Origin of the sequence: Caballeronia sp. LZ028 (assembly GCF_031451415.1) — a bacterium.
Lineage (GTDB): Bacteria > Pseudomonadota > Gammaproteobacteria > Burkholderiales > Burkholderiaceae > Caballeronia > Caballeronia zhejiangensis.
The window spans coordinates 2,224,315-2,243,416 of sequence record NZ_JARUXN010000001.1; the positions used below are offsets into that span (position 1 = coordinate 2,224,315).

Here is a 19,102-nt window from a genome sequence, read left to right on the forward strand (position 1 = left end):
CCGTCCCCGACGAAACGATGCGCATGCGGTCGTCCGCATGGCTTAGGCGCGAAAGCCGAAGATTGTACCAAACGGGTGCATTCGCGGCAGGCGCACGCGGCGCTTCGCCGCGCGGCGTGTGGTCGCGTTCCTTAAAACCATGCTATTAAGGAGAAAAGCGCCCGCGCGAGGCGCGCCTTTCGACACATCCGCTGCAAAAAGCCTGAACAAGGAGCGTTCATGGATGTCGACTCGGTCCTGCTCTCCCGCTTCCAGTTCGCGTGGGTCGTCGCCTTTCACATTCTGTTGCCGGCCTTCACGGTCGGTCTGTCGTGCTTCATCGCGACGCTCGAATTCAACTGGTGGATCACGAAGCGCGACGTCTATCGTCGCCTGTCGGCGTTCTGGCTGAAAATTTTCGCGGTGTCGTTCGGCATGGGCGTGGTGTCGGGCATCGTGATGCCGTTTCAGTTCGGCACCAACTGGAGCCGTTTTTCGGATGCGACCGCGAACGTCGTCGGCCCGCTGATGGGCTACGAAGTGCTGACGGCGTTCTTCCTCGAATCGGCGTTTCTCGGCGTGCTGCTCTTCGGGCGCAAGCTCGTGCCGCAGTGGGCGCATGTGATGTCGGCGATTTTCGTCGCGGCGGGCACCGTGATCTCGTCGTTCTGGATTCTCGCCGTCAATAGCTGGATGCAGACGCCGCAAGGCCACCGCGTGCTGCCGGACGGCCGCTTCGAAGTGGTGAGCTTCTTCGACGTGATCTTCACGCCGTCGTTTCCGTACCGGCTCGGGCACACGGTGAGCGCGTTTCTCGTGACGGCCGGCTTCGTGATTCTCGGCGTCGGCGCGATGTATCTGCGCCAGCGCCGCGCGCTCGAGGAAAGCCGCGTGATGGTGAAGATGTCGCTGATCTTTCTCATCATCATGGTGCCGGTGCAGATGGTGATCGGCGACGCGCATGGACTCAACACGCTCAAGCATCAGCCGGCCAAGCTCGCGGCGATGGAAGCGCTCTGGGAATCCGGCACGCGCGTTCCGGCCAATCTCTTCTCGATTCCCGATCAGGACGAGGAACGCAATCACTTCGAAATCTCGATTCCGGTGCTCGGCAGCATTTATCTCACGCACGACCCCAACGGCTACGTGCGCGGCCTCAAGGACTTTCCGCGCGAGGACCGGCCGCCCGTCGCGGTCGTGTTCTTCGCGTTTCACATCATGGTCGGCATCGCGCTGCTGATGTTCGCGCTCGTGCTGTGGGGCATCGTGCAGTTCGCGCGCGGGCGCATCGAGACGAGCACGCGCTGGCTGCGCGCGGCGACGTGGGCGATGCCGCTCGGCTTCATCGCGGTGATCGCCGGCTGGACGACGACCGAGGCCGGCCGTCAGCCGTGGACCGTCTACGGCATCCTGCGCACGAAGGATTCGGTGACGCCCTCGCTCACCGCCGCCGATGTCGGTCTCTCGTGGCTGCTCTATGTGCTCGCCTATCTCGTGATCTTCGGCGCGGGTTTGTTCCTGCTGCGGCGGCTGGTGCGCGTCGGGCCGGCCGAAGTCGGCCATGCGCACGAAAAGGACGAACTCGATACGAAGGCGCGCGCGGCGCGTCCGCTGTCGGCGGTATCGGCGGGCGCGAACGGCGCGACGCCCCGCGTGAGCGAGGACGACATCGTGCCGCCCGGCCGCGGACGCAAATAAGCAACGAACCGGAGAACGCGATGCTCGATCTCGTGCCGCTGTGGGCCGCCATTCTCGCGCTGGCGGTGTTCATGTATGTGCTGCTCGACGGCTTCGATCTCGGCGTAGGCATGGTTTTTCTGCTGCGCCGCGACGCCGAATCGCGCAATCTGATGATCAACTCCGTCGCGCCCGTCTGGGACTTCAACGAGACCTGGCTCATTCTCGGCGGCGGCGGATTGTTCGCGGTGTTTCCGCTCGCGTTCGCGATCATCGTGCCGGCCGTTTATTTCCCGATTCTCTTCATGCTGCTCGGGCTGATCTTTCGCGGCGTCGCGTTCGAATTCCGCGAAGTGACCGGCGCGCGCAAATGGCTGTGGGACGGGGCGTTCGGCTGCGGCTCGCTCGTCGCGACGTTCTCGCAGGGCATCGTGCTCGGCATGTTCATCCAGGGCTTCCCGATCGAAGGCCGCGTCTACGCCGGCACGAGCTGGAACTGGGTCGCGCCGTTTCCGTTGCTCGTCGGCGTGGGGCTGATCTTCGGCTATGCGCTGCAAGGCACGACGTGGCTCGTGCTCAAGACCGAAGGCGAACTGCAGGACTGGAGCCGCAAGATGGCGCGCTATGCGCTCATCGGCGTGATCGCGTTCATTCTGCTCATCAGCCTGTGGACGCCGCTCAAGGACGCGCGCATTGCCGCGCGCTGGTTTGCCTTCCCCGACAGCCTGGCGTTCGCGCCGGTGCCTGTGCTCACCGTGCTGCTCGCGTGGACGCTCTGGTCGAGCCTCGCGAAAGACCGCGACGTGCTGCCGTTCCTGTGCTCGATCGGGCTCTTCTTTCTCGCGTTCACGGGGCTCGTCATCAGCCTGTGGCCGTTCATCGCGCCGCCTTCGGTCACGCTCTGGGATGCGTCCGCCGCGCCCTTGTCGCATCAGTTTCTGCTGATCGGGACGATGTTTCTGCTGCCCGTCCTGATGATCTACGTGATCTGGTCGTACTGGGTGTTCCGCGGCAAGGTACGCGGCGACATGGGTTATCACGCGGAATAGTCAGAGCTTCTGCTGCGTGGCGAGCGACAGGATGCGCGCCCATTTGTGCGCCTCGCCGCGATCGCGCATCGGCAGCGTCCATTCGCCGTGCTTCGCGTCCCGCACGTCGAGCACGACCTGCCACGCGCCGTTCGTTCCATTCGCCTGCCGCATGCGCGCGCCGCGCAGGTCCGCGAAGATATAGCTGCCGCGCTCGTCGCCGACGCGCACATCGCACAGACGCTTGCCCGCCGCGACCCGCACGCCGCCCCAGTCGGTTTTGAGTTCGTGGGTCCAGTCGCCGTGTTCGCCTTTGCGCAGATTCGGCGCGATCTCGCGGCGGCTCGCGAGCCAGCGCATCACGCCCGCCGCGATGATCGCCAGCACGACGATCGCAACCGCCACCGCGACGCCGAGGCCGAAGTGCGCGTGTAGCGCGTCGAACGACCATATCGCGCCGTAAATCAGCAATCCTAAGACGATCAGTCCGACGACGATGGGCATCGCGCCTCCCGCACGCTCAATCGATGAGACCGCAGCGTATCACTGCGCCTTGTGCTTCGCGTTCCAGTCGCGCAGCGCCTGCAGCGTGTTGGCGACGTGCTGGTCCGGCGACAGGCTCGTGTATTCGTAAATGACGCGGCCGTCGGGCGCGATCACGTAGGACACGCGATTGGCCATCGTGCTTTTCATCGGCATGGAGGCGTCGTAGGACTTGATGATCTTCGAGTTTTCGTCCGCCGCGACCGGAAACTTGCTGCGGCATTCGCTCACCGAAAACTTCTTCAACGTATCGATGTTGTCGTGCGACACGCCGATGACCGTCGCGCCTTCGGCCTTGTACTGATCGACCGCTTCCGCGAACTCATGCGCCTCGATCGTGCAGCCCTTCGTGAACGCCGCCGGATAGAAGTACAGCACGACCGGGCCTTTCTTGAGGGCATCGGCGAGCGAATAGTCGTACACGTTGCCGCCGAGCGACGCCTGCGCGGTGAAGTCGGGCGCGGCATCCCCGGGCTTGAGCGTCGCGCCTGCGACGAGCGGATAAACGGCCGCGGCCGCGGCCATCGCCAGAACAGCAGCCGCTTTCATACCGGAAAATCTTTTCATGCGCGCTCCTTTCGAAGACCTCGTTCATGCAAAGACGCCAACTATGCGTCGTCCTCGCCCTGATCCATCCGGTGTTGCGCGAACCACGCCGCCGCTTCGAATTGCAGTTTCGCGAGCACCGCGGGCGTGAGCACGTCGAGCGATGGCTGCGCGTGCCGGCTCGCGTCGATGGCGGGCGCATCGCCCCGCTCGGCAGCCCGCGCGATGCCGAGCAGCGCGCCGAGCAAGCCTTCGCCCGCGAGAATGGCCGTGCGGATTTCGGCCGCCAGATGGAGCTTATCGAGAATTTCCACGGGCTGCATGTTCAGCACGACATGCACGAGCGAGAAGATGCCGGTCATGAACGCGGCGTCGGAGAAGGCTTCGTCGGCGGGACGCAGCTTTTCGGCCGCGAGCTCCAGGAAGCGCGCGCGCGTGCCGACGAGTTGCAGCAGCGGATCCGAGCGCCACGGCAAACCGCTGCCGTCCGCGTAAAGCAGCAGCTGCGCCCAGCGCATCAACTGGCGCGTGCCGGTCGCGGCGATCGCCTCGCGCAACGACGACACGCGCCGCCCGCGCGTCTGCGCACTCGAATTCGCGAGACGCATCAGCTGCACGACGATATCCGGATTGCGCTTCAGTTCCGCTTCCAGCTCGCGCAGGCCCGGCTCGCCGGCGAGCACGGCCATGAGGCGCAGAAGCGAGCCGCGCGCCGGGCTCTCGCGCCGCGCCGAAAGCACCTGCGGCCGCGCGAAGAAATAGCCCTGAAAGAGATCGAAGCCGAGACGTTTGGCGCGCGTCAGATCGTCGAACGTCTCGATCTTTTCCGCCACGAGCAGCTTGCCGCGCCGCTTCACTTCCGCAGCGAGTAGCGGCAGATGCCGATCGTCCGCGGCGAGGAAATCGACCTTGACGATATCGACGGTCGGCAGCGCGGCATGCAGCGCGTCGTCGAGCTTCACGACGTCGTCGAGCGCGAAGCGAAAGCCCGCGTTGCGCAACTGCGCGCAGCGTTTGAATAGCGACTCGTCGAACGTGATGCTTTCCAGCAGCTCCAGCACGAAACGCTCGGGCTGCATGATGTGGACGATGTCGTCGAACAGCAGCTCGCGGTTCATGTTCACGTAACCGGGATGCGGCCCGAGCACCGCCGGCACGCCCATCTCGCCGATCGTGCGCGCGACGACATGCGCGGTCGCCTGCACGTCGTCGTGGATGCGGGCGCGATTGTCGGGGCTGTCGCGAAAGAGCAGTTCGTAGGCGACGAGCGCGCCTTCGCCGTCGAGGATCGGCTGACGCCCGACATAGACGCTTTGCCCGCGCCGCGCCGATGCCGCGCGCTTCAGGGAAGAATCGGGCATGGCGCGGACCGGTCGGATGCGCGCGGCGGCGCCGTGAAGCGTTGCGTGATGGCCGGCTCGATGGCCTTGGCTATGGCACAGGCCGGCCGCTTGGTGGATTCGATCATGGGGCGAACGAGTCGAACGGAATTCTGATGGTCAACAGCACGGCGAAAGCCCTGCGTCCGGCGGCACACCGACGAGAGAACGGGTTCCCGGCCGCAAACGCGCCACTGTAACCGAATTCTCCTGACGAGATAATATGAAACCTCATATCGACAATAACTGGACATTCTTGATGCCGCGATGCGCCCGCCGCATCCGCGCCGCCGGTTAAAGAAATCCCCGATCGCGCCGATAACTCGCCTGATAGAGCGTGTCGCGCCTCATTGCGGCACGTCCCGGCCGGAGCCCGCGAGGCGCGTGTTCCGCGCGCCGCCGCCTGGCCGAAACAGCAGGCGCAGCCGCCAGAAACCAACGAGACCATGCAAGCGAACCGGATCAACGTCTCCCGCCGCGCACCGTGGCGCATCGCGCTCGATGCGCTCTCTCGCGCATGGGGAAGCGCCGCGCGCGAGCGGCATCCCGAGAGCGCCGGGGAGCCGCCCGCGCCCGCGACATCGCCCGGGGCCGGCGCGCCGGATGCGCCCGTCGCCGCCGTCGCGAATGCCCTGACCGACGCGTCCGAGGCCACGCTCGGCGCGGTCGACTTCCTCGCCCAGCTCGACGATGCGCTGCGCTTCCAGTATGTATCGGATGCGAGCATCGAGTTCATCGGCTATCACCGCGATTATCTGAGCATGCTGACGCTGCACGATCTCGTCGCATCCGAGGAAGCCGACGAGCTGCATGCGCTCGTCGCGCGGGCGCGCGTGAGCGGCAAGCTCGAATCGGCGACGCTGACGGTCGTGAAGTCGCTCACCTATCCGATCTGCGTCGAGTTGCGGCTCGTGTCGACGGCCGCGCGCGGCATGCCCGGCTTCGCGCTCGCCGCCTTCGACGTGACGCACTGGCGCGAGCGCGAAGCGGCGCTCGTGCATACGATCAATCACGATGCGCTGACGGGCCTCGACAATCTCATCGCCCTGAAGGCCGCGATCGTTGCGGCGCAGGACGAAGCCGAACTCACGCGCACGCACGCGGGACTCGTGCTGCTCGACATCGACGATTATCAGCGCATCAACCGCGCGCTCGGCTACGACGCCGGTGACGAGCTGCTGCGCGAAACCGCGCGGCGCATCCAGCATACGGCGGGACACGGCGAGCGCGTCGCGCGCGTGGCCGGCGACGAATTCGCCGTGCTGCTGCCGCCCGGCACCACGGCGGAACTCGCCGAAAGTCTCGGGCGGCGCTTGCTCACCGCGATCGCGCAGCCCTACCGGCATCGCGGGCAGCACACGCATTTGTCGGCGAGCGTGGGCGTCGCGCTGTATCCGGATCAGGCGGGCAGGCTCGCGAAAAGCGAAGCGCAGACCAACCTCTTGCGCATGGCCGATCAGGCGCTCGCGCAGGCGAAGGAATCGGGCGGCAATGCGCTCGTCTTCCACACGATCGACGACAACCCCGCCGACGCCGAGCGCCTCAAGCTCGAAGCGGACCTGTACGAAGCCGTGCGCAACGGTGAGTTCTCGCTCTACTTCCAGCCGATCACGAAGATCCGCACGGGCGCGGTGGTCGGTGTGGAAGCGCTGATGCGCTGGAATCATCCGGTGCACGGGCTCGTGCCGCCGTCGACGTTCATTCCGCTCGCGGAATCCATCGGCCTCATCAATTATCTGGGCAACTGGGTGCTGAAGGCCGCGTGCATGCAGATCGTGCAGTGGGACGCGATCGGCATCCGGCTCGATTACGTGTCGGTGAACGTGTCGCCGCAGCAGTTCCGCGACAAACGATTCACCGCCGCAGTGAAGGAAGCGCTCGCGCTCACCGGCATCGACGCGCGGCGGCTCGTGTTCGAGATCACCGAAAGCCTTCTGATGCACGATCCGGAGGAAGCGACGCGCCTGCTCGAAACGCTGACGACGATCGGCATCCGCTTCGCCGTCGACGATTTCGGCACCGGCTATTCGAGCCTCGCCTATTTGCAACGTTTTCCGCTCTCGAAGCTCAAGATCGACCGCAGCTTTGTCGAGAACCTGATTACGTCCCGAAACAATCGCGCGATCGTGAGCGCGGTGGTCGGGCTGGCGCAATCGCTCGGACTGGAGCTGGTGGCCGAAGGCGTCGAAACCGAGGCGCAGCGGGATTTGCTCGCGGACCTCGGATGCGACCATATTCAGGGCTGGCTCATCAGCCATGCGTTGCCGTCGGACGAGCTGGCGCGCTCGTTCCAGTCGCATTCGCTCGTATTGCACGAGACATTATGAACGGACGATTGTTCGTGTTTTAATCGAAGCACGCGCCGTAACTCCCTAATAACGTGTACATTTCGTTGTTGGGTGCTGGATTGCAGGACCGCCTCGGGTTAGCCGTCGCGTAACGAACGAGTTCTTATTTTTTGCAATGGCACGCACCAAGGCCGAACTACTGGACAAGCTGTGGTCGCGCATGAGCGAGCGCGGGGATTTCCCCATGCTGTCTCAGGCGCTGCGCTCGACTGTGTCCGCAATGAGCGATGACGACCTCGACTTCACGTCCCTCGTGCAAGTCGTGCTGTCGGACGTCGGCCTCACGCAGAAGGTGCTGCGGCTCGCCAACTCGGCGATGTACATCGCGTTCGGCGGCAACATCACCACCGTCACGCGCGCGTTGATGGTGCTCGGCATGGACGCCGTCGGTCATCTCGTCGTCGGGTTGAAGCTCGTCGACCACTTCCATCAGAGCGCGCCGCGCCGTATCGACGCGAAGCTCGAACTGAACCGCACCCTGCTCTCGGGCGCGGTTGCGCGGCAGCTCACCGAGCACAAGGACTTGCGCTCCGCCGAGGAAGCGGTCGTCTGCACGCTGATGCGGCAGATCGGCAAGCTGCTCGTCGCGTTCTATCTCGAACACGAGTGGGATCAGTTGCGCCGCAAGGCCGCTTCGGAAAACATCCCCGACAGCGCCGCCTGTGCCGCGCTGCTCGGCGTCACCTTCGACGAGATCGGCCTCGAAGCGGCGGACCGCTGGCGTCTGCCCGAGACGATTCGCGAAGGCATGCGCGCGACCGATCCGAACGCGCCTGTCGATGAAACCGTGCCGAAGCACGTTCGCTGGCTGCGCGCGATCTCCAACTATTCGACCGAAGTCGCGGACGCGCTCACGGCGCAAAACGTGGCCGCGGACGGCCGCGAATCGGTGCTCTTCGATATCGCGAACCGCTACACCGGACCGCTCAACACCGACGCCGACACGCTCACGTCGATGAGCCTCGCGCTCGCGAACGAAGAAGCGAGCGACGGCGTGATGCGCGAGATCTCCGAGCTGCAGGCCAACGCCGATGCCATGGCGCGCGCGAACGTATCGGCGGAGGCGCGCATCGGCGCGAGCGTCGCGGACTTGCGCTCGTTGCCGTCGAAGAATGCGCTCGCGCCCGCGCTCGCGCTCGCGTCGGAATCGATACTCGGCAGCCTGCATCTGTCGCGCACCGTGGTGTTCGTGCGCCAGGCCAACAACGAATTCCACGCGCGTCTCGGCCTCGGCGCGGGCGTCGAGCCGATGTTGCCGAAACTGCGCTTCTCGGCGGAGTTCCGGCCCGACGTGTTTCATCTCGCGATCAGCAATCCGGTCGGCATCTTCATCGAGAACGCGCACGACGCGCGCATCGACGCCCGCCTGCCGCGCTGGTACAAGGAGACGCTCGGCGAAGCGCAGGCGTTCGTCGTGCTGCCGGTGAAATCGAACGATACGACCGTCGCGCTGATCTACGGCGACTGGACCTCGCCGCAACACGTGCGCAAGATCTCGCCCGCCGAGATGAGCGCACTGAACGAGCTCACGAAGGAGCTGAGCCGTTTTTTCTTTAGCGCGAACTGGAAGGAAGTCGAGCTCATCTGAGCGGCTTCCTTCTTGCGCGCAGACCCCTTCCTCCGCCTTATTCCCGCTTCAGAATCGCCACGGCCTGCTCGCCGTATCGCACGATATAGCCGCCGTGCGCGCGCTGCCATTCGCGTGCTTCCGATTCGTTCGCAAACCAGTTCTTCTCGTAGTCGTTGAACGCGCCGGCGTCGAGCCGATAGCGGTCGATCGCCGCGTCCGGCTGTTCGTCGATGTGGGATTTGCACGCGTCCCAGCCTGGGTAGCCGAGTTCGACGGCGAGCATCGAAAGCAGATGCTTCAGTTGCAGATCGTCGCGCATCGCGTGCAGATCGGCGAGGCGTTCCGCGCGCGTGACGTTCGTCGCGAGCAGGCGGCGCAGAACGGGCATCGACGCGCTCGTATCGCCGTCGCGGGCGTGACGAAGCAGACGCCGCGCATGTTCGCGCAGATAGTCGCTATTGGAAACGGAAGAAGAGATCGGACAGGATGTAAACCACATGACGTTGTTCCTTTGTTGCGCCGTTCTCGCTGCGGCTATAAAGGTTCGACGTTGCGGTTCGATCCAAAGTTGAGGTGCTGCACGGCAGGTGCGTAAGACTTTCGCGAGACCGGGCGCCCTGCCGCGCCCGTCCGCGATTCTATCCTCAAGCCTTGCGTCAAGCCAACTGGAATTTTCCGACGAGCGACTTGAGCGCGCGCGCCTGATCGTCGAGCGATTGCGCGGCGGCCGCCGCCTGTTCGACGAGCGCGGCGTTCTGCTGCGTGTTCGCGTCCATCTTCGTGACGGCCTCGCCGATCGACTCGATGCCCGTCTTCTGCTCCGCCGATGCCGCCGAGATCTCGCCCATGATGTCCGTCACGCGGCGCACGGCCTTGACGACTTCCTCCATCGTGGCGCCCGCTTCCTGCGCGTAGGTCGAGCCGTCCGACACGCGCGACACCGATGTATCGATGAGCCCTTTGATCTCCTTCGCCGCCGACGACGAACGCTGCGCGAGACTGCGCACCTCGCCCGCGACGACCGCGAAGCCGCGTCCCTGCTCGCCCGCGCGCGCCGCTTCGACCGCCGCGTTCAGCGCGAGGATGTTGGTCTGGAACGCGATGCCCTCGATCACGCCGATGATGTCGCCGATGCTCTTCGCGCTCGCGTCGATGCGCTGCATCGTTTCGACGACGCGGCCCACGACCGCGCCGCCCTTCTCCGCGATCTCCGACGCGCTCGCCGCGAGCGTGCTCGCCTGCTTCGCATTGTCGGCGTTCTGACGCACCGTCGACGTGAGCTGCTCCATGCTGGCCGCGGTTTTTTCCAGCGCGACGGCCTGCTCCTCGGTACGGCGCGACAAGTCGACGTTGCCCGTTGAAATCTCGCTCGATGCCGAAGCGATCGCCTCCGCGCTCGCCGCGATATCGCCGACGGTCGACGACAGTCCCGCCTGCATTTCGGAGAGCGCGTGAAGCATCGACGCGTCGTCGCGACGCTTGAGCTTGACCGGATACGCGAGATCGCCCGATGCGATGCGACGCGCGATGTCCTTCGCATAACCGGGCTCGCCGCCGAGCTGGCCGGCGAGACGCCGCACGACCCATTCGGAGACGACGATCGCGAGCGCGAACAACGCGAGCGTCAGCACCGACACCATCACGAACGACGAATGGAAGATGAACGCGGCGGATTCGATCGTCGCCTTGGCTGCGGCGCCGCGGCGCGCGACGAGTTCATCGACCATCTTTTCGAGCTTGCCCGTTTCGACGAGCAGCGACACGTCCTGCATGCCGACTTGCCAGTTCATCTGCGAGAGATCGAGCGGTTGCTCCTTCACGAGCTTCACGAACGTCCGCAGATTCTCGGCCCACTTGCCGAGCGCGATCGAGAAGTTCTTTTGCTGCGCGAGCGCGTCCTTGTCGGCGTGATCGATGTATTGCGCGAGCTGCGCCTGTTCACGTCCGATTTCGGCGAGCGATTGCTCGATCTGCGCGCCGAGATCGTCGCGCTCTTTCGCCGTGCTCGCGGTGAGCAGCATCTTCTGCGACCGGCTCGCGCGCAGCAGATAGCCGCGCGTTTCCTCGGCCGCGCGGCTCGCGACGTAGCCTTGCGTGTAGATGGATTCGGTCGCGCCGTTCAGACGGCTGATCTGCGTGAGCGAAATTGCGCCGATGACGAGCGTGCCCGCGAGCACGAGTCCGAAAGCCAGCCTGAGCGATGCCTTGACTGATAGCGTGCGCTTCGCTTCGTCATGCGCCATGAAGCCCGCGTCTTTTGCGCCGCGTAGCGAAAACAGTTTCATCGATCGAATCCCCGAATTTGTTCTTTGGACTGGGCCGTCGTGAGGCGTGTCCTGGTCTGATCCCTGCCGGGAATACGGCAGGTTTGCGGGCTTTCTTGAGCCTTTTTTTAGCAGGAGCGCACGTTCGTTCGCTCCGCCGTCGCTTCTTATAACCGGCCAAAAAACCTTGCGTGCGACGAAATCGCAGCTGGATTCGCTGCCGATCCTGTCCGATTCGCGACAAAGCTTGGCAGGACAACGCGTCGGGGACAGCCTACACTTGTCAGAAATTCAGTCTGCGCATAAATGTCGCACTGACAAAAGATCGATTCCGAGACGCTTTCCTGCTTTCACAAGCCATCACTATGCAAACGAGCATCGACAAGGGCGCTTTGTCGCCTTCCGGCGCATCGGCCGGCGCTTCCGCCAACGCTTCTGCCAACGCTTCCGCCGCGACATCAGCGGGCGCGCAACGCACCGTTTATTCCGTTCTGGGCGCGATCAGCTTTTCGCACCTTTTGAACGACATGATCCAGTCGCTGATTCTGGCGATCTATCCGATGTTCAAGAGCGAATTCGCGCTCACGTTCGGACAGATCGGCCTCATCACGCTCGTGTATCAGGTGACGGCTTCGCTGCTGCAACCGCTCGTCGGCCTGTACACGGACAAGCATCCGAAGCCGTATTCGCTTCCGGTCGGCATGGGCTTCACGCTGTCGGGTCTCTTGCTGATGTCGGTCGCGGGCAGCTTCGGCACGCTCTTGATCGCGGCGGCGCTGGTCGGCTGCGGATCGTCGGTGTTTCATCCGGAATCGTCGCGGGTGGCGCGCATGGCGTCGGGCGGCAAGCACGGTCTCGCGCAGTCGCTCTTTCAGGTCGGCGGCAACGCGGGTTCGTCGTTGGGTCCCTTGCTCGCCGCGCTGATCGTCATCCCGCACGGGCAAAAGAGCATCGCGTGGTTCTCGGTGGCCGCGCTCGTCGCGATGTTCGTGCTGGCGAATATCGGCCGCTGGTACAAGCGTCATCCGGCGACGAAGAAGGGCCGCGCGCAGACCGCGCACGCGACGCTGCCGCGCAACAAGGTCGTCATGGCGATGAGCGTGCTCGTGCTGCTCGTGTTCTCGAAGTACTTCTATCTGGCGAGCATCACGAGTTACTTCACGTTCTATCTGATCAGCAAGTTCGGCATCTCGGTGCAGGCCGCGCAGATCCATCTGTTCGTGTTCCTCGCGGCGGTGGCGGCGGGCACGATCATCGGCGGTCCGGTCGGCGACAAGGTCGGGCGCAAGGCGGTGATCTGGGTGTCGATTCTCGGCGTCGCGCCGTTCACGCTCTTGATGCCTTACGCGAACCTGTTCTGGACGGGCGTGCTGTCGGTGATCATCGGGCTCGTGCTGGCATCGGCGTTCTCGGCGATTCTCGTGTATGCGCAGGAACTGATTCCGGGCAAGGTCGGGATGGTCGCGGGCTTGTTCTTCGGATTCGCGTTCGGCATGGGCGGCGTGGGCGCGGCGGTGCTCGGGCATCTCGCGGATGCGACCAGCATCGATTATGTGTACAAGGTTTGCGCGTTCCTGCCGTTGCTGGGCGTGTTGACGGTGTTGTTGCCGAAGACGCATGAGGGGAAGGCGAAGGCCTGAGCGCACGCGATGACGATCACAACGGGCACGCCGGACCGCGTGCCCGTTGTGTTTTGGGCGCTCAGTTTCCCAACGCCTCCCTCACCTGCATCAACGCGCCCGGATCCTCGATCGTCGGCAGCTCGCCCGGATCGCGCCCTTCCGCCAACGCCGCGATCGCGCGTCGCAGCAGCTTCCCCGAACGCGTCTTCGGCAGCATCGTCACGAAATGCACGCGCGCCGGACGCGCGATCGCGCCGAGCTGCGAATCCACCGCGTGACACAACTCCGCTTCCATGCCCTCGCGCGCGCCCGGCGCATTGATGCGATCGGCATCGCGCAGCACGACGAACGCCGCGGCCGCCTGCCCCTTCACGGAATCGGCGATGCCGACCACCGCGACCTCCGCGACCGCCGGATGCGCCGACAACGCCTCTTCGATCTCGCGCGTGCCGAGCCGATGCCCCGCCACGTTGATGACATCGTCGGTGCGGCCGAGGATCGACACGTAGCCGTCCTCGTCCTGCACACCCCAGTCGAAGGTCGAATAGACCATCTGATTCGGCACGCTCTTCCAGTACGTGTCGACGAAGCGCTGGTCGTCGCGCCACACCGTCTGCATGCAGCCCGGCGGCAGCGGATACGCCAGCGTGACGACGCCCTTCTCGCCGGGCGCGCAGGCATCGCCGGTCGCTTCGTTGCGCAGCGTAAGATTGAAGCCCATCGACGGTACGCCCGGCGAGCCGAGCTTCGACGGCAATTCTTCGATGCCGCGCGGAATCGCGATCATCGGCCAGCCGGTTTCCGTCTGCCAGTAATTGTCGATGACGGGCTTTTTCAACGCGCTCTGGATCCAGTGCGCAGTCGGCTCGTCGAGCGGCTCGCCCGCGAGAAACAGCGTGCGCAGGCTCGACAGATCGTATTTCTCCATCAGCGCCGGATCCTGCTTCTTCAGCACGCGGATCGCGGTCGGCGCGGTGAACATCAGATTGATCTTGTACTGCTGGACGAGCCGCCACCAGATGCCGCCGTCGGGACGAATCGGCGTGCCTTCGTACATCACGGTCGTGAGGCCGGCGATCAGCGGCGCATAAATGATGTAGCTGTGCCCCACGACCCAGCCGATGTCCGATGCGGTGAACATCGTGTCGCCCGGCGCGCCCTGAAAGATGTGCTCCATCGATGCGGCGAGCGCGACCGCGTAACCGCCGACATCGCGCTGCACGCCCTTCGGCCTGCCCGTCGTGCCGGACGTGTAGAGCACGTACGACGGCTCGTTCGATTCGAGCCATTCGCACGGCACGTGCGCGTCGAAAAATTGCTCGCGCAGCGGTTCGTACGCGACGAGATAACTCGCCTGCAAGCGCTCGGGCGCGAGTTGCCGGTCGATCAAGAGCACTTGCGGCACCTTGTATTCGGCGCGCGAGAGCGCTTCGTCGACGAGCGGCGTGTAGTCGATCACCTTGCCCGCGCGCGCGCCGGCATCGGCGGTGACGATGAGCGCAGGCTCGGCATCGTCGATGCGCGCCGCGAGATTCGGCGCCGCGAAGCCGCCGAACACGACCGAGTGGATCGCGCCGATGCGCGCGCACGCGAGCATCGCGAAGAGCGCTTCGGGAATCATCGGCAGATAGATGAGCACGCGATCGCCCTTCTTCACGTGCAGCGAGCGCATGACGGCTGCCATGCGGTTCACTTCCGCGTGCAGCTCGGCGTAGGTGTAGCGGCGCTCGATGCCCGTTTCCGTCGATACGTAGACGAGCGCGTCCTGTTGCGCACGCGACGCGAGATGCCGGTCGACGGCGTTATGGCACAGATTGGTCTTGCCGCCGACGAACCACCGCGCGAACGGCGGCTTGCTGCGGTCGAGCACCCGCTCGAACGGCGTCTGCCAGTGAATGCGACGGGCCTGTTCGGCCCAGAACGCTTCGGGCTCGTCGATCGACCGTCGATACGCTTCTCGGTAAGTCGGCATGCGCGTCCTCTGCAAAGCGGCGTTGGCTGAGCCCTGAGCATAGAGCAGCCGTCCAACCCGCGCCAGACCGGGCGCGCCCTGATCGGTCCGGCGCGTCAGAGCGCCCGGGTTCGGGCTGAGGCGCGGCCCTCGGACGCGGTGTGCTTGAGCAGCACCGGCGCAAGCTCGCCCGCGACGCGCATGCTCGACACGACGACCGTTCGTACGCCGCATCCGTCCGTCAATGCGCGCAGCGTTTCTCGCGTGCTCGCGCGCGCCTCGATGCGCGGTTCGATCAGGATCAGGCCGCGGCAGTACGCGGCCAGCATCGCGCGATGCGTGCGCATCCACGCGGCGCGCAGACGGGCGTCGTCGGCGGTTTCGTTTGCGTCGTGCTCGGCCACGAGAACGAAAGGCGTCGCGAGGGACACGAGACGGCGCATCTGCGCGCCCCATGCGAACGCATAGCCCGGTTTCACGGCGCGCGGACGCAGGCGCACGAGCGGGAATCGGCTCGCGTCGAAAAGACGCTCGTCGAGTTCGATGGATTTCGGTGCGAGGTCGGCGGCGTTCACAGCGGTTTCGGACTCCAGTAGTTGAGCGCGGCGACGAGCGACGGCCAGCGGGAACGCCGCGGCACCACGCGTTTCTTGGGCTGCGTGGCGCGTGGCGCGCGGCGAGCCGATTCCTGCGCCGCCTGCGCCGCCTGCGCCGTCGCCTCCGTCCACGCGCGGCGCGTGGTTTCGAGCACCTTCGCGGCGTTCGCCGAAACAGCGCAACGCTCGCCCCGCTCGCCGCTTTCGGACGCCGGGCGCGCTTCGCCCATCGTGCCGATGGCGGTGAAATCGTTGGTCATGTCGTCGGGCCTCCAATGTCTGCCTCACGGTGTGCGAGTCATTGTATTGAGAATCATTCTCAACTACAAGCAGGATTTTCGACGATGCGCGGCCCGTGGAAAGCCGCGTCCGCGTGGCATTCGGCGCTCGATCAGCCGGCAGCGCGGAGAAAGCGCGACAAAATGCCCGACGAGTAAGTCGCGGCGATCGACGTCAGAAATTCGGTGAACGATAGCGGCGCGGCGGCGTCCGCTGCATCGGAAATGGTCCGCACGACCGCGCACGGCACGCCGTGCTCGTAGCAGACCTGCGCGATGGCCGCGCCTTCCATTTCGACCGCGAGCGCGTCGGGCAGCGCGTCGCGCAAGCCGAAGAGCGCGTCGTGGCTCGCGATGAAGCGATCGCCGCTCACGATCAGCCCGCGATGCACGCGCGGCCCGGCGACGGCGAAGCGCTCCGTCAGCGTACCGCCCTCGTCGGCGATGAACGCATCGGCGGCGGCGGCGAGCGCATCGGAAAGCGCGCGATCGGCCTCGAAGCGCGCGCGGTCGAGCAGCGGCACTTCGTAGCGCGGAAAGAGCGGCGATGCGTCGAGATCATGCTGCAGCAAAGCATCGGCGATGACGACATCGCCCACTTGCACGTCCGCCCGCACGCCGCCCGCGACGCCTGTGAAGACGATGGCATCGGTTTCGAACACATGGATGAGCGCGCTCGCGGTCGCGGCCGCCGCCACCTTGCCGATGCGCGCGAGCGTGACGACGGCCGGCAGCCCATGCGCGTCGCCGACGTAATACTCGCGCTGGCCGAGCGTCACGGTGCGAACTTCGCCTGCCGAGCGCATCTGCGCGATGAGGTCGCCCAGTTCCTGCGGCAGCGCCGCCATGATGCCGAGCCGCTTCGTCTTCATTCGACGGCCTGCAGTTTCGCCACGGCCAGCGCGAGCCACTTTTCGCCGTGGCGCTTGAAGCGCACTTGCGCGCGCGCGTCGCCGCCCGAGCCTTCCAGCGCGGTCACGGTGCCTTCGCCGAACTTCGTATGGAACACGGCCTGGCCGACCTTGAAGCCGGATTCCGCCGCGCGCTGCTCGTTGGCGAACGACGGCAATGCCGCGCTGGCGCCCTGATCCCGCGCATAGCCGGAAGAACCGCCGCGCTCCTGTCCGGGACGCGCAAACCAGTCGCGGCCCCAGCCGGCGTTGTCGGCGCGTCCGCCCCAGCGCGCGCCCGCCTCCATCTTCGGCGTGAGCCACTTCAGCGAGCCTTCGGGCAATTCGTCGAAGAAACGCGAACGGATGTTGTAGCGCGTCTGGCCGTGCAGCATGCGGCTCTGCGCGAACGACAGATAAAGCCGCTCTTTCGCGCGCGTGATCGCCACGTACATGAGACGCCGCTCTTCCTCCAGCCCGTCCGATTCCTGCGCGCTGTTCTCGTGCGGGAACAAGCCCTCTTCCAGCCCGGTGATGAACACCGCCGTGAATTCGAGGCCCTTGGCCGCGTGCACGGTCATCAGTTGCACGGCGTCCTGGCCGGCCTGCGCCTGGTTGTCGCCGGCTTCGAGCGATGCGTGCGACAGGAAGCCGGCGAGCGGCGTCATCGTGTCGGGATTCTGCGCGGGATCGGCGATGCCGGGCGCATCGAGCACTTCGATCTCGCCGTCCTCGCTGACGATCTCCGGCAACGCCGACGCGCCCGGACGCAGCGGAATGGAGCGCGCGGGCGTATCGAGCCCGTAGCCTTCCTCGCTGACGAACGCCGCCGCCGCATTCACGAGTTCCTGCAAGTTCTCGAGCCGATCCTGGCCCTCGCGCTCGGTTTCGTAGAACGCGGCGAGACCGCTCGCGCGCACGACGTATTCGACGGTTTCCGGCAGGCTCATCTGCTGCGTTTCGGCGCGCATTTTCGCGATGAGCGTCGCGAATGCGCCGAGGCTCGTGCCCGCCTTGCCGGTGACGTACGGCACGGCGGCGGCCATCGAACAGTTGTAGAGACGCGCCGCGTCGGCCACTTGCTCGATGGAGCGCGCACCGATCCCGCGCGTCGGGAAATTGACGACGCGCGCGAAGGCGGTATCGTCGTTCGGATTGTCGATGAGACGCAAATACGCGAGCGCATGCTTCACTTCCTGCCGCTCGAAGAAGCGCAGACCGCCATACACGCGATACGGAATGCCCGCGTTCACGAGCGTATGTTCGATGGTCCGCGACTGCGCGTTGCTGCGATAAAGCACCGCGACCTCGCCGCGCGACACGCCCGTATTGATGAGCGCCTTGATTTCCTCGACGATCCAGCCCGCTTCCTGCGAATCCGTTGCGGCCTCGTAGACGCGCACCGGCTCGCCGTGTCCCGCGTCGGTGCGCAGATTCTTGCCGAGCCGGTTGGCGTTGTTGGCGATCAGATAGTTCGCGGTATCGAGAATATGGCCGTGCGAGCGATAGTTCTGCTCCAGCTTGATGAGATTGCGCACGCGGAATTCGCGCTCGAAATCGTGCATGTTGCCGACGTTCGCGCCGCGGAACGCGTAGATCGACTGGTCGTCGTCGCCGACCGCGAAGATCGCGTTGTGCTCGCCCGCGAGCAGCTTGAGCCACGCGTACTGCAGCTTGTTCGTGTCCTGAAACTCGTCGACGAGAATGTTGCGAAAGCGCGCCTGATAATGCGCGCGCAGCGGCGGATTGTGCGCGAGGAGTTCATAACAGCGCAGCAGCAGTTCGGGAAAATCGACGACGCCTTCGCGCTGGCATTGCTGATCGTAGGCTTCGTAAAGCTCGACGAACTTGCGATTGAACGCATCGGTGGCGTCGACGTCTTTCGGACGCAGGCCCTGCTCCTTCGCGTTGTTGATGAAGTACTGCAGATTCTTCGCCGGATACTTCTCGTCGTCGACGTTCAGGCCTTTCATCAGCCGCTTGATCGCGGACAGCTGGTCGGCCGTGTCGAGAATCTGGAATGTCTGCGGCAGGCCGGCGTCGCGGTAATGCGCGCGCAGCATGCGGTTGCACAAGCCGTGAAACGTGCCGATCCACATGCCGCGCGTATCGATGGGCAGCAGCGCGGACAGGCGCGCCATCATCTCGCGCGCGGCCTTGTTCGTGAAGGTGACGGCGAGGACGGTCGGCGGCGACGCGTAGCCCTGCTGGATCAGCCACGCGATGCGCGTGATGAGCACGCGCGTCTTGCCGCTGCCGGCGCCCGCGAGAATGAGCGCGGGCTCGTCCGGGAGCGTCACGGCGGCGAGTTGTTCGGGATTCAGATTCGCGAGCAGGTCGGGCATGGGAAAGAGGCGTCGAGGTAAGCGAGCATTATAAATGTCCGGTTCTTCGACGACTTTCCGCGTCGCCCATCGCAGCCGACACTCGA

The 19,102-nt window shown here is 65.2% G+C and carries 15 protein-coding genes; 5 read left to right on the forward strand and 10 right to left on the reverse strand.

Annotated elements, in window-relative coordinates; genetic code table 11:
* The first annotated feature begins 219 nt into the window (after positions 1-219).
* On the forward strand, positions 220-1,677 hold the full coding sequence (locus tag QCE58_RS10540) for a cytochrome ubiquinol oxidase subunit I (protein WP_244807443.1): 1,458 nt from the start codon (positions 220-222) through the stop codon (positions 1,675-1,677).
* 20 nt (positions 1,678-1,697) lie between these two features.
* On the forward strand, positions 1,698-2,705 hold the full coding sequence (gene cydB, locus QCE58_RS10545) for a cytochrome d ubiquinol oxidase subunit II (RefSeq protein ID WP_034473035.1): 1,008 nt from the start codon (positions 1,698-1,700) through the stop codon (positions 2,703-2,705).
* Here the strand turns inward: cydB and QCE58_RS10550 are convergent, their stop codons facing one another.
* The 3 genes from QCE58_RS10550 to QCE58_RS10560 are packed head-to-tail and all read right to left on the reverse strand — an operon-like array spanning position 2,706 to position 5,134.
* Entirely contained in the window at positions 2,706-3,188 is a 483-nt protein-coding gene (locus QCE58_RS10550; RefSeq protein WP_008341933.1) for a hypothetical protein, read from the reverse strand.
* A 39-nt stretch (positions 3,189-3,227) separates the two neighbouring features.
* Positions 3,228-3,794 carry a peroxiredoxin gene (locus QCE58_RS10555; protein ID WP_051996614.1) on the reverse strand — a complete coding sequence of 189 codons (567 nt, stop codon included), beginning with the start codon at positions 3,792-3,794 and terminating at the stop codon, positions 3,228-3,230.
* A gap of 41 nt (positions 3,795-3,835) precedes the next feature.
* The gene (locus QCE58_RS10560; protein WP_008341935.1) at positions 3,836-5,134 is read right to left on the reverse strand and encodes an EAL and HDOD domain-containing protein; all 1,299 of its coding nucleotides are present in this window, start codon (positions 5,132-5,134) and stop codon (positions 3,836-3,838) included.
* Positions 5,135-5,598: 464 nt separating this feature from the next.
* Here QCE58_RS10560 and QCE58_RS10565 point away from each other — a divergent pair, with 464 nt between their 5' ends.
* Positions 5,599-7,479, forward strand: coding sequence for a bifunctional diguanylate cyclase/phosphodiesterase (locus tag QCE58_RS10565; RefSeq protein WP_008341936.1), 1,881 nt, complete (start codon positions 5,599-5,601; stop codon positions 7,477-7,479).
* A gap of 136 nt (positions 7,480-7,615) precedes the next feature.
* A complete protein-coding gene (locus tag QCE58_RS10570) occupies positions 7,616-9,088 on the forward strand; it encodes an HDOD domain-containing protein (RefSeq protein WP_008341937.1) in 1,473 nt (490 codons plus the stop codon).
* 37 nt (positions 9,089-9,125) lie between these two features.
* Here the strand turns inward: QCE58_RS10570 and QCE58_RS10575 are convergent, their stop codons facing one another.
* Positions 9,126-9,569: a hypothetical protein gene (locus tag QCE58_RS10575; protein ID WP_250521207.1), complete on the reverse strand. Its 444-nt coding sequence runs from the start codon at positions 9,567-9,569 to the stop codon at positions 9,126-9,128.
* A 157-nt stretch (positions 9,570-9,726) separates the two neighbouring features.
* On the reverse strand, positions 9,727-11,355 hold the full coding sequence (locus QCE58_RS10580; RefSeq protein WP_008341939.1) for a methyl-accepting chemotaxis protein: 1,629 nt from the start codon (positions 11,353-11,355) through the stop codon (positions 9,727-9,729).
* Positions 11,356-11,699: 344 nt separating this feature from the next.
* Between QCE58_RS10580 and QCE58_RS10585 the strand changes: the two genes are divergently transcribed.
* On the forward strand, positions 11,700-12,974 hold the full coding sequence (locus tag QCE58_RS10585) for an MFS transporter (protein WP_008341940.1): 1,275 nt from the start codon (positions 11,700-11,702) through the stop codon (positions 12,972-12,974).
* Positions 12,975-13,035: 61 nt separating this feature from the next.
* Here the strand turns inward: QCE58_RS10585 and QCE58_RS10590 are convergent, their stop codons facing one another.
* The 5 genes from QCE58_RS10590 to QCE58_RS10610 form a co-directional block, all read right to left on the reverse strand.
* On the reverse strand, positions 13,036-14,928 hold the full coding sequence (locus tag QCE58_RS10590; protein ID WP_034473029.1) for a propionate--CoA ligase: 1,893 nt from the start codon (positions 14,926-14,928) through the stop codon (positions 13,036-13,038).
* 95 nt (positions 14,929-15,023) lie between these two features.
* The gene (locus tag QCE58_RS10595) at positions 15,024-15,482 is read right to left on the reverse strand and encodes a hypothetical protein (RefSeq protein WP_034473027.1); all 459 of its coding nucleotides are present in this window, start codon (positions 15,480-15,482) and stop codon (positions 15,024-15,026) included.
* On the reverse strand, positions 15,479-15,763 hold the full coding sequence (locus QCE58_RS10600; protein WP_250521208.1) for a hypothetical protein: 285 nt from the start codon (positions 15,761-15,763) through the stop codon (positions 15,479-15,481). The genes QCE58_RS10595 and QCE58_RS10600 overlap by 4 nt, the downstream gene beginning before the upstream one ends.
* A 131-nt stretch (positions 15,764-15,894) precedes the next feature.
* Positions 15,895-16,653, reverse strand: coding sequence for a 5'-methylthioadenosine/adenosylhomocysteine nucleosidase (locus QCE58_RS10605; protein ID WP_244807447.1), 759 nt, complete (start codon positions 16,651-16,653; stop codon positions 15,895-15,897).
* A complete protein-coding gene (locus QCE58_RS10610; protein ID WP_008341949.1) occupies positions 16,650-19,016 on the reverse strand; it encodes a UvrD-helicase domain-containing protein in 2,367 nt (788 codons plus the stop codon). Before QCE58_RS10610 ends, QCE58_RS10605 begins: the two co-directional genes overlap by 4 nt.
* Positions 19,017-19,102 lie beyond the last annotated feature (86 nt).